Origin of the sequence: Maricaulis sp. (assembly GCF_048270265.1) — a bacterium.
In the GTDB taxonomy this organism is placed as follows: Bacteria; Pseudomonadota; Alphaproteobacteria; order Caulobacterales; family Maricaulaceae; genus Maricaulis.
The window spans coordinates 36,948-53,692 of sequence record NZ_JBLWTD010000003.1 but is presented as its reverse complement, the minus strand read 5'-3'; the positions used below and the strand labels follow the sequence as shown (position 1 = coordinate 53,692).

Sequence of the window (16,745 nt, the reverse complement as noted above, 5' to 3'; positions counted from 1 at the left end):
AGCCAGATCAGAGGCTGGCCTCAGCCCGCTTGTGATCGAGCATTCGCGCGGGAAGCAACATCACCAGACCGCTGACAGCCAGGCCAATCAGGGCCAGATTGATCAGTCCGGGAAAGCCGCCATCGGTCGATAGCGCCCACCCGGCCACCATCGGGCCCGACGCCAGGCCGAGCTTGGAGATGAAACCACCAAAGGCCGAAGCCTGGCCCGCCTTGTCGAACTCGGCCGTCATGCCGAGCAGATAGGCGATGACAAAGCCCCAGGTGATGCCGGTGCCGCAATTGGCGACCATATAGGCGATCGGATTGCCGCTGTAATGGAAGATGGCGGTGCCCACGAGGGTCAGCACCATCGCGGCGGCCAGAAGGCGCAAGCGCCCGAAGCGCAGGCCGAACACCATCACCAGCAAGGGCCCGGCCAGGGCAACCCAGGTCGCAAGCCCCAGGGCCAGCGAGACATAGCCGCGCTCCAGCCCGTAATCGAGGCCAAGCCGGATGATATAGGCAAGCAGGCCCATATTGGCGGCCTGGAAGAGGAAGATCGCCAACAGGGTCAACAGGAGCGGCGTCCACTGCACCTTGCCGTCAGCGGCCGGATCCTTGATCCGGGCCGGATAGGCGGAGAGGAAGGGGAGCATGGCCAAGGTCGCGCCGCTGAACAGCGCCAGGGCGATAAACAGCGCCTGGGTGCCGTAGAGCGGAGCCAGCGGCGGCAGCACCATCACGGCCAGGCCACCGAGACCGAATTGAACGAAGAGCAACATGCCGAATGTGCGGTCGGGATTGGCGGTGCGGGCGATGACGGCAAAGCCGGTGCCCGTGAGCACGCCGCCGAACACGCCGTGGATCAGGCGCACCGGGAACATCACGTCATAGCTGGCAATGCTGATCGAGGCGAGATCGATCGCGATCAGCACCACGAGGCAGCCCAGCGCCAGCGCTTTCCAGGGCAGGCGTTTGACCAGGAAGACCGAGAGCAGCGCGCCGGCAGCGGCGCCATAAATATTGACCGAACCGATCTGTCCGGCCTGGCCTTCGGTGAAGCCCAGCCCGCTGACCAGACCATCGACAATGGCAGCCATGATATTGACGTAGAACAGGCCGGCCGTGGCGAGAAAGGCCAGCATGATGGCGGCGATCAGCCCGTTGGGCGGTGCCTTGGGCAGACCGCGCGGCCCGGTGACGGCTTCATTGGCTTCACTCATGGCACGGCCTCACAAAAGGGTTGGATGGCAAAGGATTGGGCAGCAGCCCGGCGCCAGGAAAATTCGCGCCCGTCACTGGCATAAAGATAGACATGGCCATTGGGGATCAGGGTGACGGAGATACCGCCATAGCCCGACATGGTCGGGATCCAGACATCATGGTCGCAGCCAAGATAATTGCCGGCATTATAGGCCCAGAAACCGGCACGGTAGCGCAGATTGTCCTCGATCGCCGGCAGGCCGCGATCATCGGGGTTCTGTTGCAGGGCCGCCGCGAGCAGGCCGCGGTCGAGCCAGGCCTGGCCATCAATCACGCCACCGGCCTGAAGGAAGAGCGCCATCCGGGCCATATCATCAGCCGTGAGGGTCAGCCCCCAGCCGGTGAAGGTCTGAGCTTCCGCGTCGCGGGTGCGCCGGGTCTGCATCGCCAGCGGCGAGAGATTTAGCGACTGCCAGATCGGCACCAGAAGCGTATCGTAGAAATCGGCATCGGCCACGCCGCTCTGCTGGCGCAGATAGGCCTGCATCGCCGTGCCGAGCAGATAGGTGTCGGTGGTGTGATAGACCCATGTCGTGCCGGGCTCGGCCTGGCGGGGGTGCATGGCACAGGCGCGTTCGACTTTTTCGGCATGGGTTTCGACCGTCAGGAAATCCCAGGTCGGGGCCGAGGCCTCGTCGAGATCATAGACATCGGAGGTGTAGTTGCCGGTCACCATGTCGAGCGCCTGTTCGAAGGTGACATCGCCCCAGCGCTCTGCCGTGCATTGCGGCACATAATCGGCAATCCGCGCCTGGCGGGCCCCCGGATAGAGCTGCTCCAGCCGCATCAGGCCGATCCCGCCGACCACGGACTTCGCCACGGAATAGGAGGGCAAGGGCGTCACATCGCAATAGGGGTCCGGTCCCTGCCTTGTCGGGCAGTCGCCCGCATAGAAACGGCCATCGGCCACCAGGCCAAAGGCCGTCATGTTTTCCGGCGTCACTTCAAGCGGCGAGCCGATTTCGGCAAGGTCGATCTGGGGATGGGCCAGCGCCAGATCACCGAGCGGCGAACGCGGCAACCGGGCTGCGCTTTCGCTGCGCCAGGCCTGCCGCACAGCTTCGGCGCCCGTGATCGCGCCCGGCTCGAAGCTGACGGGCAGACGCGCCAGAAGGTCGAATTGCAGATAGGCGCAGGTCTGGGCTCCGATTTGCACCACCGCGTGCGAGACCTCGCCGGTGGCACGGTAGAGGAAGCTCATCAGCCCGTTCTGGACGCAATTGGCATTGCGTTCCTGCAGCGCCACGGGCAGGGCCGCGCGCATCCAGCCCTCGCCATCGCCGCCATCCCAGATCCGGCCCGGCTGGAAAATCCATTCCCATTCGGGATGCACGCCGCGTTGCGGCCCGCGCTGAACCGGGACCAGGTCCCCGCCATCGCTGACCAGGTCGATCGCGAAGGCCGGCAATTCATCAAGCCCGTCAGCGCCCGATGCAGCATTGAACTCATCGAGCAGCAGGGCGAAATGATCGGCGCTATGGGGCGCGGCCAGGACCAGGCGTCCATTGAGGCCAACCGCTGGCGTGGGCGCCGCATCCGGCGCCGCAAAGACCGTGGTCGCATAGGGACCCTGGAGCGGCGCTGCCGCGAGCAGGGTTTGCGCCGACAGGGCCGGCGTCAGCGCGGCGAGCGGCGTTTGTCCGGTGACGCGAATATTATCCACCCAGCAGGTATCATTTGCTGCATTGCCCGCAGCACGCAGACGCACCAGCATGGCGCGCGCAGTCTCCGAAGCCGGCAGATTGCCGGCGACAGAGGTCAGTGTGACGGCGTCGTCCTGGCCGTCGGCGATGCGGCCAATTTCGATCCAGCCCTGGCCATCGAAGCTTGTTTCGAGCCGGCAGGAATCCTCGCCCTCGAGCCCCTCGGCGGCAAAGTCGGCCGAGACCCGGACCTCCTGCCCTGCCGGAATCCGGGTTGCCGCCGCGACCCAGGCATTGCGGCGCAGGCGCAGCGAGAAATTGCCGGCATATTCGGTGACCCGGACATCGCCCCGCCCGGCATCGCCGCGCCAGCCCTCGGCATCGCCATCCTGGAAATCATCCGAGAACAGGGGCTGCGCCATCCCCGGCGCATTGAACCCGGCCAACAGCCCCAGCGCCACAATTGCGGTCCGCATCATCATGGCGTCACTCCAAGCATCTCTGCCAAGGGCGCCAGTTCGCGCTCATAGCGGCGCCAGCGGCCAACCGCGCTGGCATAGAGCGGCTGGCGCACCTGGGCGGCACTCGCCGTTGCGGTCGGACTGGCATTGGTATGAAAATCGAGACAGGCCGGGTCCCAGTCGACGCCAACGTGTTCGAGCAGGCGCCGCGTCTGCCCCTCCTGGTCGGCGATGATGTCCTCATAGCGCACATCCAGGATCCGCCCAGGCAATACGACGCGCCAATGCTCCATCAACCGGTCCTTGGCGCGCATGTATTGCGCCAGATCACCGAAGTCGTAGGAGAAGGGATAACCCATCCGGAACAGCGCCTTGTACATGCCCAGCGCATTGTCCATCGGATCGCGGACGAGGTGGATGATGCGCGCATTGGGCAGGGCGGCAGCGATCAGGCCGATATAGAGGAAATTGGCCGGGGTCTTGTCGATGAAGAAAGGGTAGTCTAGGCGGCGTTGACCGACACGGAACAGATAATCAGCGGCAAGCTGGCGCATATCCAGTGCAGCAGATTTCGAGACCAGATCCGACTTGCTCTGACTGCCCCGGGTGAGGCCGGTCAGTGCCAGCGGCCAGTCATTGAGCTCACCGAGGCTCTCGATTTGCGGGTGGGCGCTGAGGATGCGGTCGACGAGCGTCGTGCCGCTTCTCGGCAGCCCCAGAACGAATACGGGGCCTTCGGTTTCGTCCCGGGTGTGTTCGCTGGCGAAAAACCCGGCATCGAACACCTCGGCGATCCGGGCCATCGTCGCAACGTCGCCCTCGACCCGATAGGCCATCATCGCCCGCCGGGCATCGGCCCCGCGCTTGAGCGCTTCAAAACTCTCGGCATAGTGACCGAGATTTTCCAACTCCAGTGCCAGGGCATAATTGAGCTGGACCTCGCCCATCCGGGTCCGTTTCGGGGCGGCCAGCATGCGGCGCAGCTCGGCGACATGATTGTCGTCCGGGGTCTGCTTTCGCAAGGTCGCGCGATTGTAATACGCGTCGTAATCATGCGGCGCCTGGGCGATCAACCGATCGAATTCCCGTTCGGATTCCTCCAGCTTGCCGGTGGAGATCAGGGACGAGGCGAAATTATAGCGGATCGCCGGCTGGGCCGGATCGAGTTCACAGGCCGCGCGAGCGCATCGCTCCGCCGCCGCAAAGGCCCCGCACTGGGTGTAGGATTCGCTGAGCCGGCTCATCCAGGCGGCATCCGATACCGCCTCGCTTTCCATGGCTGCAAGACCGGCCAGGGCGTCGCCGATCTGGCCAAGATACACCAGGGCTTCAACATCGAGCAGACGTGCCAGCGGAGAATTCGGCGCCAGTTCCAGCGCCCGGGCCAGACGCTCGCGCATCGCGGCGTGATCGCCGCTCATCTGCTCGAGCCTTGCCGCCGCAATCCAGGCATCGACAAAACGCGGCTCGTCCCGCAGCAGGGCCGCGATCAGGGGACGCACCTGTCCGAGCTGGCGGCCACGCATCGCCCGGTCGATCTCAGCCAGTCGGGTCTTGGGGTCGGGTCGGGTGATAACAGCTTCCATGACAGTGGGACGGGGTGGCCGACTCGGACCGCCACCCCGTCATCCTATCCGATCAGAAGTTATAGCGCAGCGTCGCGCCAATCGTTCTCGGCAGGGAGATCATCTCCTTGTTGCCATTACCGAAGTAACCTTCGCCCGGGGCCGTCCCCATATAGGCTTCGGTGAACACCCCGGTCACGCCTTCCTCATTGGTGATGTTCTTCACCCAGAAGGACAGGTCGACGGCATCACGCGAGAAGGTCGTGGTCAGGTTCCAGATCGCAAACCCGTCCAGCGGGACGTTGAAACTTGGCGATGTGGTGACGGCATTGGTCGTTTCCGACTGGTAATAACCATCCAGGCGGGTGAAGGACGACCAGTCGGCAAACCGGGTCGTGTAATCGACGGACCAGTTGATCTGATGCTCCGGCGTGCCGGGCAGCATCGCACCGTCAAGCGCGATCGGTGCCGCCGGTGCCGGGCGATCGGGAGCGTAGAAATCAGCCCCGAGCTCGGCATTGATATAGGCGTAGCCGAGCGAGTAGTGCCAGTCATTGCCGATGAAGCCGTCGATCGAGGCTTCCAGGCCCATCGAGCTGGCTTCGCTGCCATTCTGAACCGCGAAGAAGCCCCAATAGGTCGATGCCGTGTTGAATTGCGGATCGGTCCAGTCGACATAGAAGATGCTGACATCATAGCGGAAATCGCCACGGTCGCCCTTGAAACCGATCTCGTAATTGACCACGGAATCAGAGGTGTAGAGCTGCCAGCGCGGATCCTCGGCATAGACGCCCGAGAGCGGCACCGCGTTCGAGCCACCACGGCGATAACCTTCGGAAATCGTGCCGTAGAGCATGTCTTCATCGCTGAAGCGCCAGGCCATGTTGAACTTGAACAACACGTCGTCCTCGGAGGAGGAGAAGTCAGCATTCACGTCCGGGAAGAGGCCAGCCCAGAGCGGCAGGGCCATGAAGGTGTCATTGTCGGATTCATTGTCAAAATAGCGCGCACCAAAGGTCAGGTCGAGCGTGTCGCTGGCATGCCAGGTCAGCTCGCCGAACAGCGCCGTTTCGGTGAATTCCTCGGTCCGGCGGTAGTCCCAGTCCTGGTCACCAGCCACGGCACCCGCGGCGAATGGCAGCCAGGTGTCCCACCACTGCTTGAAGCCGGCGAGATAGCTTTGCTGGGTCGATTCAATCTGCTGCTGGCGATAGAAGCCGCCGACGACATAATCGAAATTGCCACCATCATCGGTCACCAGGCGGATTTCCTGGACCACCGCTTCATCGGCATAACTCCGAACCGCCGACGCCATCGGGCGCGGGTAGTTGTAATAGAAGCCAAGCCACCCGGCCTGTGCATAGAAGCCGGTGTTTTCACTGACACTTTCACCATTATGGTCGTAGTGCGAGGTCGAGGAGGTCAAGGTCGCGAAACCCAGATCCATCTCCATCTCGAGCGAGCTCATATTGATGTCGCGGGAGGATGGCTCGAGCTGGATCGAACCGTTCTCGTAATCGCCATAGGTATTGCCATAGCCGTCCTGGCCAACCGTCTGCTGCCGGCGGCCGCCGACCTCATCTGACTGGCGCGCATGCACGAGACGCATGGAGAAGGTATCGGTTGGCTCCCAGAGGAAGGTTGCCCGGCCCATCCAGGTTTCGACCGTGTCCGCATCTTCCACCGAGGTGTAGGAGGCGGCCGGGTCAAGAATGCCATTCGGCGCGACCGGCACACCATTGGCGTCGAGCTGGTAGACATTCACGTAATCGGTGATGCCCGGGTAATCGCCGAAGCTTCCAACCAGACGCAGGGCAGCGCGTTCACCAAGCGGCACATTGAGGACGCCGTCGACGCCATAGCCCCAGCTTTCGGAGCCTTCGACCTGCGAGGTCGACCCGCTGATATAGCCGTTCACTTCGCCGAAATCGGGATCGCGCGTGATGTAGCGGATGGTGCCGCCGAGCGAACCGGATCCGTAGAGCGTGCCCTGCGGCCCGCGCAGGACTTCGACCCGGTCGAGGTCACGCAGGGTGAAGCCGGCAAAGACCGGCGTGTCATTGATATAGGTCGAGACCGAAGCCACGGACGACACCGCATAGTCACCAAGACCATTGCCGTCGACCGCAAGGCCGCGGATGCGCGCGGCGTTCAGTGTGCCCGAATTGCGCGCACCGCGATCAACCACGGCGATGCCCGGAATGGAACGCAGAAGCTCGGCTTCGTCGACGATATTGCCGCGCTCGATATCGGCACCACCAACGGCGGAGATATTGTAGGGAACGTCAGAGACGGTCTCTTCACGCCGCGTCGCGGTCACCGTGATGGTCTCGCGGCGGCTGTCGGTTTGCTCGTCCTGGGCGTAGGCTGGCGCGAAGCCCAGCGTCGCCATCGCTGTCCCCCCGAGCAGCACCGCCATCATCGACGCGCGCGAAATTCTGTTTGTTGTATTGGTCATGATATCACCCTGTACTGTCCGCTGGTGCGGAGTCCTGTCGCGATCCGGTCCAGGCCGGTCCCCTTCACTCGATAATCGAGAGCCGCGGCTTTGATGTCCGGCCCTCCCCCTCATTGACTGCTTTCGCTGCCCCACCTTGCCGCTGCGGCATGGAAAGCGGCCCCAATTCCTTCATGCTGGCTTGCCGCGATGCCGGGTCCGCATGCAGCGGATATCCGGCCGGGGCATCGCGGAAACTTTTCATGATCTGGCCCAGCCCGTTCCAGCCACGGTCGCGGCAGCGCCGGACGTGTTCCAGATCGAGTTCGAAGGCCATGACCTCACGGCCGGCACCGGCTTCGTGCAGCAATTCACCGCCCGGCCCATAAACGACCGAACGGCCATTCCCCTGTGCGCCCGCAACATTGATATCGACGAAATAACACTGGCTGATCGCCGCATTGGCGCGGGCGATGGCGAGCTCGACATCGCGGTCGATCGTATTGGTCATGGTCGGGAGGATGATTACCTCGGCGCCCTTGGCGCACAGGGTCCGGATCGCCTCCGGGAACCACATGTCGAAACAGATCGCCACGCCCACAGTGCCGACGCCCGGAATGTCGAAAACCGGATAGTCCACGCCCGACGCCACGCCCTGCTCATAGGGCAGGAAGGGGAAGAGCTTGTCATAGCGCCCGACGATTTCGCCCTGGGGATTGATGACCGGGGTGGTGTTGAACACTACATCACCACGACGCTCATAAAGGGAGCCGGGTATGATCCACAGGCCGGTTTCTCGCGCCAGTGCCTGCAGGCGCCGCTCGGTGTCTCCACCGGCGGGCTCGGCCCTGGCGAGGCTTGCTCCGTGAATGACCAGCTCACCCAGAGCCACCATGATGACCCATGGAAAACGCTTGGCGACCGAACGGATTTCCTGCTCGATCAGGTCGAAATTGCCCTCTGCGGCTGCATCCACCTGAATGGCGGCAATGGAAAGTACTGACATCAATTCATCCCCGACGCTGCGGCAGACAGGATGCTGAAGGCATTGTCCGTCTGCGTCCCAATGACCATAACAGCGGGGCGAACCCGCCTTAGAGCCAGTTTCGGGCAATCTATGGGGCCAGTTTTGCGGTAGGGGACAGGTCTCGGGAGCCGCTCAGGACGCCGGAGAGCGCGACGGGTCACTCAGCACGGCGCTGTCCACGACATGGCCTTCATCATCCAGCCACGACAGCCGGTCACCGGCGATACGGATATGAAATCCAAGCGCTTCGCCAAAGGCCCAATTGCGCCACTGGCGGTACCATTTGTCGTTTTCAACCCACCAGCGACCGCTATCCTGGTCCTCGCCGCCATAGCCGGCCCGGCCCGACATGCTGCCATCTGCATTGAGCTCGATCGTACACGGCTCGCCATAGACAGTGTTGTACAACAGCGTCGCCGATGACATTTGCGCCCGCAGTTCCGCCTCGGACAACCAGCCCGCCCTGACCGGCGGCTCCTGGGCGTGCCCCGCCTGGTCAAGCTCGCGCATGACTTCGGAAAGCGCCTTGATCCCCGGCCGGATTTCACTGGCCGGCAACCCGGTTACGCCGAGCCGGAACATGTTTCTGGGCCCGTCCGGCAGGGCAAACCAGGCCTCGGCCGGCTCGATCAGGATCCCGCGCGCCTCCGCGGCCTGGACGAGAATGCGGGCGTCGAGATTTTCCGGGCCCCGCACCCAGCAGGTCGTACCCCCCTCCACCGGTGCGATAGCGATCGATGAGGGGCGGTAGTGATTGAGGGCATCGCGCAAAGCGATCAGGCGCTCCTCGCTGACCTGTCGCAAGCGCCGCAACATGGCATCATAATGCCCCAGCGACAGGAAGAAGGCGGCCGCGCGCTGATTGTTGGGCGACGGCCGACGCGTCGTGAGATCGCGCAGCCGACGCGCCTCATTGATCACCGCAGCCGGCGCAACCATGAAGCCGAGACGGACGCCGGGCGCGAGGACCTTGGAAAGGCTCGCGACATAGATCACGCGCCCATGCTCATCCAGGCTGCGCAGCGCCGGGACCGCATCGCCGAGATAATTCATCTCGCATTCGAAATCGTCCTCGAGAATGAGGAAGTCCTGCCTCTCGGCCTCGGCCAGCAGCGCCTCACGGCGGCGCATCGACATCGTCACCCCGGTCGGTCGCTGACGGCTCGGCGAGACGTAGACAATATCATTGCCACGCAACCGCTCATCGACCACGAGCCCCTCATCATCGACGGGCTGGTGATGCAGGCGGGCGCCATACATGCCGAACAGTTCGCGCAGGTCTGGCAGGCCGGGCTCCTCAAGGGCAATCCGGGCATCGGAATTGGCGAATAGTTGCGCGATCAGGAAGAAGGCCTGCTGCTCGCCGACCGTAATCAGCAATTCGTCCGAGCGGGCACGGATGCCGCGCCGCGGCAGCAGCTTCGTCCGGATCTCCTCGATCAGCGCGGGGTCGTCGACCTCGCCATTGTCGATCGACCAGTCCTCCACCTCGTTGACCGCCAGTGCGAGACGGCTGGATTCACGCCATTCAGCGATCGGGAACAAGGTCTTGTCATAGCGACCTTCGATGAAGGGGAAGCGGTATTTCTGCCAGTCCGGCGGGCATTTATAGCCGAGTGTGGGTGGGCGGACACCGCGCAGGAAACGCGTCGCCTCGGCGCCGTCATCCACGCCTTCCCGGCCCGCGATCAAAGACATCCTCCGGTCCGGAGCCGTCGCCTCGGCAACATAGATTCCCGAGCGCTGGCGCGCCTCCAGATGACCTTCCGCGATCAGTTGCTGATAGGCCAGAAACACCGTATTCCGCGATACGCCCAAGACCGCCGCCAGCTTGCGCGAGGACGGGAGTTTGCGCCCGGCTGGAAACAGGTCGGCCGCGATCGCCTCCATTACCCGCCGCCGGATCTGTTCCTGCAGCGACAGGCTCAGACCCGGATCGACCCGGAAGAGCGGAGCATAGGAAATCGCCGAGCTAGTCATACCTGGTCACGACCCGAGAAGCGCAGGATCCATCGTTGTGGAACCCTGACAGACCCGGTCCGGAAAGGACAGGCCAAGATACGCCGTTTAGCGCGCACCCTGCCTCAGCTCAAGCGCGCGGATTGACACAAATCCGGGTCCGGAGAGTTGCCAGTCCTGGCGATCAGGTGGAGATGAAACGGGCGCCGGAACTGTCGATCCTGGCTGCGGTGAGACGCCCGGAAGCGTAGGCCCCCGTATCGGTCCCCACCCGGCGACGGTTCGAGACAGGCTCGGGTTCTGGCGTGTGGCCATGAACAATGATGTGGCTGAGCCGGCGTTCATCCTGCAGGAACGCATCCCGGATCCAGAGATACTCCTCCTCTCCCTGGGCCTGCACAGGGAGATTGGGATCGACGCCCGCGTGAACGAAAAAATAGTCCCCACGCTCCTCAAACAAGACCAGCTCCCTGAAGAACTCGAGATGCTCTGCCGGCAGGGCATCATTGAGCTGCCCGCGGGCTTCCTCCCACGCTGCTGGGTCGCCGGTGACGCCCCGGGGCGGACGCACACCGTAGGAAACCAGCGTATCCGCACCTCCGAACCGGTTCCAGGCGGGACCGTGCTGGGCGTCGCCAATGAAGGCGAGAAGCGTGGCTTCGTGATTTCCCTTCAGGAAGACCGGTCGACGCGACGCTATCCTTGCATCGGACAGGAGCACATCAATGACCCCGGCCGAGTCAGGACCGCGATCAATATAGTCGCCGAGGAAAATCAACCCGGCCGCGCTGTCGGGATCGTCGGCCACGATGAGATCCAACAGCGCGAGCAACAGGTCCCGGCGCCCGTGGATATCGCCGACAGCGTAGACCACACCAGGCAGGGATGCGCGCGGCCGACCACCAAAAATCTGTCTGAAGCTTGAAACAATCACGCTGACGCTCCGGGGCTGCCCCCACTAGCTAGGCGACCTTCCACAAAATAGCCAGCACCCCGCCTCCGCCCGCACCGTAAACAACTCCTTTCGCGCTTATTGCGAATTTGAGACAAAATACAGGATCGCTGATTACCAGTAAATAACACTAATCACGATTAACCAAGTAATTTAGTTAGATGGAAAGTCAAGACAACTAGAACAACTCCAAATTCAAATTGGAGTGCGTCTGGTGAGTGTTTACTTTGTATTTGAAAGAATCCGCCGCATATTCCTGGGGCTGGCGATCTGCGCCGTCGCAGGCATGGCCACCGCCTGCACCACGACCGGATCCACTGCTGGCCCGATGATGCTGGCCGGCCTGGTTACACCACCCGAAGGCGCACTGCAGCTCTGCCAGGAAACACCGGAGGCCTGCGGCGGTTCACGCATTGAAGCGGGGCCAACCGGCGCGCCCGCCCTCCAGGCGCCGACCGGCGGGCGTGAGCCCGGCCCGGCCTCTTTGGCGAAGAGCATGGCGGATGCGGGCCCACACTCGGTCCTGACCATGGAGCAAACCACGGCGCAGACGCCGGAGACCGACAGCGAAAGCGTCGAGGCCGCTCCGCAGATTGAGCGCCTGACGGCAAGCCCTGAGACAATGGCCCTGCTCGAAACTGTCAATCGCCAGGTCAACCGCGCCCTGCGCTGGCGCTCTGACGAGGATCTCTACGGGATGCCGGAGCGCTGGGCGATGCCACTCAGCGGTGCCGCAGCCGGGACCACCGGCCAAGCCTACGGTGATTGTGAAGATTACGCGCTGGAGAAGCGTGCCGCGCTGATCCGCGCCGGCCTGCCGGCCGAGGCCCTGGCGATTGCCACCGCCTACTCCTATGCAACCGGCCACCATGCGGTCCTCATTGTCCGGCTTGACGGCACCGATGTGGTTCTCGACAACGAGACGCCGTGGATTCTCCCCTGGACCGAAGCGCCCTATTCTTGGCGTGCCGTACAATCCGGCCCCAGCCTCCTTGAGTGGCGCGCTCTGGCCCAGGTCCAGTAAAACGGCCACCTCACGGCTAGCAGCGATACGGATGGAAGCGGCGCGCTGGCCAGTAATGGCTGAAACCTTGCCGCAAGAACCAACAGATCGGCCCTGGTCTTCGGCCACCCCAAGTCATCAGCTGAAACTCGACCAGTCCCCGGCCCGGGCAAACCGGCCTGAAAGCCTGTTCAGTCAGCATCAAACCGGACTTCGGGATAGCGAAGCCCGGAAAAACCGCGCTCTCGCCTGTCCAGGTCCAGTGAATACTCGCGCAAGTCGCCTCATCCCGCGGGAGCCGCAAAGGCCGCTCTCGCCTCCCGGGCGAAAACCTTTCCGAAGCGGCCGACGCACCAACTCGGAGCGCTGGATAATTTTCGGTTTTGGTTAACACCCAAAATTGCAAAAAATCAATTACTTATAAGTTTGGGCAAATTGATTCGTTTTTCCAAACTACGAGAAACCTTAATAAAAAGTTGACTCGCGCGTTCCCTTGCCGTTCCCTCAACGCTAACTGGCGTCGGGGGGTCTGGCGCCGCAGCGGCGTAAAACACAAACGTCACAGGGGACCAAAATGTCTTTCACAACAGCACAAGACTTTATTGATGCATGGGCCGAACTCGATGCGGCGTATGTAACCTTCCCGTCGCTTGCCAGCACCGGGGGCAATTATCAGGACGCAACTCCGGTATCCACAGCCGGCGAGTTCATCGACGTCCTGTCCCATTTCCCAGACTACTTCGCGACACTGCAAAGCGGCGCGACCACGATGGGCCAGCTCGCGCTCGCCGTGAACAAGCTCTTCATTGAGCTGGGCAACGCCTATGTCGAGTATCTCGAAGCGGGCAACCCTCCGATCATGGACATCGCCAAGGACCGCGGCGGCGCGCCTGCCCCGGGCCAGACCTTCCACGACAATATCCTCGGCAATCTGGGCGATGGCCCGATCGCCTGGCGCTTCGGCAGCGACGACCCTGCCAATAATGTCGACGTCACCGGCGACGGTATCGGCGATCTGATTGCCGAGCCCCGTTCGGTCGACGCGCAGGGCTATGGCGACCGCCCGCTGCCGGCCGGCAGCAACACGAGCAATATCAAGGAAAGCATCGAGTGGGATCTGGCCAACATCCCGGGCATTTCACCGGAAGATCTCGATCTCGGCCGCCTTTCCGCCTTTGACGGCGAGATCAACCTGGTCTCCGGCGGCACCATCACGACCTATGCCACCCTCCAGGAAGCGATCAACGCCTCCTCTGATGGCGACACCATCACGCTCGGCGCGGGCACCTACGTCCAGACCGGCACCGTCAATATCAACAAGGAAGTCTCCATTATCGGTGCCGGCGATGGCTCGACCATCATCGAAACGGCTTCCGGCAGCTACGGCATTCACGTCACCGCTGACAATGTCTCGATGTCGGACATGGCGATTGATGCCAGCGCCACCACCACCTCTTACGGTGTGAAGATCGATCCGGGTTCGGGCGTCTACGACGATGCGATCGTCAATTTCTCGATGGAGAACATGACGGTATCGGGCGCTGGCCGTTCGGAAATCGACATGAATGGTCTCGACGGTGGCACATTCACCAATGTGACCGCTGATGGCCTCGACACCAGCGGTGTCGGCATTGCCGTGACCGATTCAACCGGCATCACCCTCACCGACATCACCACGACCGGGAATAACTGGGGCGCTGTTGGCCTCTATTCCGCGGGCCGTTCCTATGAGCCGGGCACCGACGATGTCACCTTCGAAGGCACCTTCACCTCCGACGATGCCCCGGGCATCTATATGGAAGAAGAGCTGCTTGGTGGCCTCCCGACCACGGTCACCAATATCGACATGAGCGGGATCTACGAAACCGCCTACATCGTCTTCAATGCTGACCACCGTGCAACCGGCGAGAACTTCCACTTCATGTTCGGCAATGAGGCCGATGCGGAAGCCTTCGCGCTGGCCCTGACGAATCCGGAATCGTCGGTCATCTATTCCGACACCACGCCAGCCAATGTCGATTCCAGTGCCGTTGGCGGCACCTTCTATGTCTATGAAGGCATGTCGATCCAGGCCGCCGTCGATGCGGCTGATGCCGGTGCCACGATCATCGTCGGCCCGGGCACGTATGACGAAGACATCGTGATCGACAAGGAGATCACCCTGCTCTCGTCCGATGGTGCCGCAACCACGATCATCAACGGCCAGAACGGTGCGCTGGGTGCGATCGAGGTTGATCCGAGCGCCGGTGCCGTCCAGATCGGTGCGACCGGCCAGGGCTTCACCATCCAGGGCAATAACGGCAATGGCGCCGTCGAGAACGCCGCCATCTACCTGCAAGGCGCTCAGGATGGCATCACCATCCAGGGCAATATCATCGAAGCGCGCGGCGATGCCGGCCTGCTCTCGGAATACTCCGCTGCCGTGACCAACCTGCTGATCGACAACAACGAGTTCACCGGCCAGACCTTCGAGGGCGCTCAGCCCAGCGATAACGGCTTCGGGACCCAGTTCGATGTCGGCAACAACGTCCCGCGTCAGCTGGTCACGATCGGTGGCAACGGCCAGAACGCCTCGAATGTAACCTTCACCAACAATACGGTGTCGGGCACGGCTGGCGGCACCAATGCCGGCGGCGAGCAGGGCAATACCCTGGTCACCATCGATGCGGCCAATTCGGTGATCGAGGACAATCTGTTCACCGGCTTCACCGCCCGTTATGCAACCGCATTGCGCGCCCGTGAGGACAACACCAATATCCGGAACAACGTGTTTGACGGCGAAACCGCCGGCAGCCCGAACACCGGAGCAATCTATGTCGACACGCCACTGCCGGGCACGATCGAGGGCAACACCTACATCACCGATACCGGTGAGCGGACCATCGAGTCCATTGCAGGTGGCCAGATCATTCGCGGCGGCACCCAGTCGGACATGATCGACTACTCCGCCTCCGATGCAGGCATCGACGTGCGCCTGTGGCGCGGCGGTGAAAACTCCGGCGGCCATGCCCAGGGCGATATCATCCGCGATGTGGAATCCCTGACGGGTTCTGGCTTCGACGATGTGATGCAGGGCAAGGACGGCATTAACTCGACGCTCGATGGCGGCGATGGCGATGACTATGTCGAAGGCTTCGACGGCAATGACACGATCATTGGCGGCGCGGGCGCAGACATGCTCAAGGGCCGTGCCGGCGAGGACAGCCTGTCCGGCGGCGATGGCGATGACACCCTGCGCGGCGGTGACGACAACGACATCCTCGTTGGCGGTGCCGGCGCAGACCTTCTGCGCGGTGATGCCGGCTTCGACACGGCCGATTATTCCGGCTCGGCAGCCGGTATTGATGTGCGTCTGTGGCGCGGCGGTGCCAACTCCGGCGGCGATGCCGAAGGCGACAAGCTGCGCGATATCGAACACCTGATCGGGTCCGATTTCGATGACGTGATGCAGGGTGCCAACGGCGTCGACGTGACGCTTGATGCGGGTGCCGGCGATGACTACGCCGAAGGCTTCAACGGCAATGACACGATCAATGGCGGCGACGGCAATGACATCCTCAAGGGCCGTGCCGGCGACGACATCCTGTCAGGCGGCGATGGCGACGACATCCTCCGCGGTGGCAACGACAATGACACCCTCATTGGCGGTGCCGGTGCAGATGTCCTGCGCGGTGATGCCGGCATTGATACGGTGGATTATTCGGACTCCAGCGCAGGCATTGATGTCCGTCTGTGGCGGAATAGCGCCAACACTGGCGGCGATGCCGAAGGCGACAAGCTGCGCGACATCGAAATCGTGGTCGGTTCCGACCATGATGACTTCCTCCAGGGCAAGAACGGCGTCGATGTGACGCTCAATGGCGGCGACGGCAATGACTTCATTGACGGCCTGAGCGGCAACAACACCCTGATCGGCGGCGCCGGTGACGACGCCATCTATGGCCGAGCCGGCACAGACCGGATTGATGGCGGCGCTGGCACGGATACGCTGAGCGGCGGCACCGATGCCGACACCTTCATCTTTTCTGATGGTTATGGTGCCGACACCATTCTGGACTTCGAGGATGGTACCGACACGATCGACCTGTCCGGCGTCTCCGGCATGACGAATGCGGCGGCCGTGTTCAACGCAGCATCCTATGACGGGGCCAATACGGTCATCGATCTGGGCGGTGGTGACACGCTGACCATCAATGGCTGGAACTATGCCGCGGAAATGGACGGATCGGAGTTCATCTTTGCTCCGGCCGCTTCGGACCTGAAACTCGCCACCATTGTCTCGCCGGAGCTGACCTTCGACGTGACATCCGGCATCGGTACCGGTTTCGTGCTCGATCTGCACAACGCCCCGTCCGAACAGACCGGATGGGATGCCGGCCTCTTCGACTTCGACCGGATCGATTACGACGCATTCTGATGAACACGGCTCCAGACCGGGTCAATCACCCGGTCTG

General features: G+C 62.7%; 9 protein-coding genes. 2 read left to right on the top strand and 7 right to left on the bottom strand.

Features of this window, described 5'->3' with window-relative positions; all coding sequences use genetic code 11:
* Positions 1–7 precede the first annotated feature (7 nt).
* From ACN0YF_RS02570 to ACN0YF_RS02540, 7 genes are all read right to left on the bottom strand, one after another.
* A complete protein-coding gene (locus ACN0YF_RS02570; protein ID WP_417493226.1) occupies positions 8–1,204 on the bottom strand; it encodes an MFS transporter in 1,197 nt (398 codons plus the stop codon).
* On the bottom strand, positions 1,201–3,369 hold the full coding sequence (locus tag ACN0YF_RS02565; RefSeq protein WP_417493225.1) for a serine hydrolase: 2,169 nt from the start codon (positions 3,367–3,369) through the stop codon (positions 1,201–1,203). Before ACN0YF_RS02565 ends, ACN0YF_RS02570 begins: the two co-directional genes overlap by 4 nt.
* Positions 3,366–4,934 carry a sulfotransferase gene (locus tag ACN0YF_RS02560; RefSeq protein WP_417493224.1) on the bottom strand — a complete coding sequence of 523 codons (1,569 nt, stop codon included), beginning with the start codon at positions 4,932–4,934 and terminating at the stop codon, positions 3,366–3,368. The genes ACN0YF_RS02565 and ACN0YF_RS02560 overlap by 4 nt, the downstream gene beginning before the upstream one ends.
* Positions 4,935–4,986: 52 nt before the next feature.
* Positions 4,987–7,371: a TonB-dependent receptor gene (locus ACN0YF_RS02555; RefSeq protein WP_417483224.1), complete on the bottom strand. Its 2,385-nt coding sequence runs from the start codon at positions 7,369–7,371 to the stop codon at positions 4,987–4,989.
* 64 nt (positions 7,372–7,435) lie between these two features.
* On the bottom strand, positions 7,436–8,356 hold the full coding sequence (locus ACN0YF_RS02550; protein ID WP_417483223.1) for a carbon-nitrogen hydrolase family protein: 921 nt from the start codon (positions 8,354–8,356) through the stop codon (positions 7,436–7,438).
* Between the two features lie 153 nt (positions 8,357–8,509).
* On the bottom strand, positions 8,510–10,357 hold the full coding sequence (locus ACN0YF_RS02545; protein ID WP_417493223.1) for a PLP-dependent aminotransferase family protein: 1,848 nt from the start codon (positions 10,355–10,357) through the stop codon (positions 8,510–8,512).
* A gap of 163 nt (positions 10,358–10,520) precedes the next feature.
* A complete protein-coding gene (locus ACN0YF_RS02540; protein ID WP_417493222.1) occupies positions 10,521–11,270 on the bottom strand; it encodes a metallophosphoesterase in 750 nt (249 codons plus the stop codon).
* A 232-nt stretch (positions 11,271–11,502) separates the two neighbouring features.
* On the opposite strand from ACN0YF_RS02540, the gene ACN0YF_RS02535 reads away from it, so the two are divergent.
* Together ACN0YF_RS02535 and ACN0YF_RS02530 are read left to right on the top strand one after the other, a co-directional pair.
* Positions 11,503–12,312 carry a transglutaminase-like cysteine peptidase gene (locus ACN0YF_RS02535; protein WP_417493221.1) on the top strand — a complete coding sequence of 270 codons (810 nt, stop codon included), beginning with the start codon at positions 11,503–11,505 and terminating at the stop codon, positions 12,310–12,312.
* A 553-nt stretch (positions 12,313–12,865) separates the two neighbouring features.
* Positions 12,866–16,708 (top strand): hypothetical protein, encoded by a 3,843-nt coding sequence (locus tag ACN0YF_RS02530; RefSeq protein ID WP_417493219.1) that lies wholly within the window; start codon positions 12,866–12,868, stop codon positions 16,706–16,708.
* Positions 16,709–16,745 lie beyond the last annotated feature (37 nt).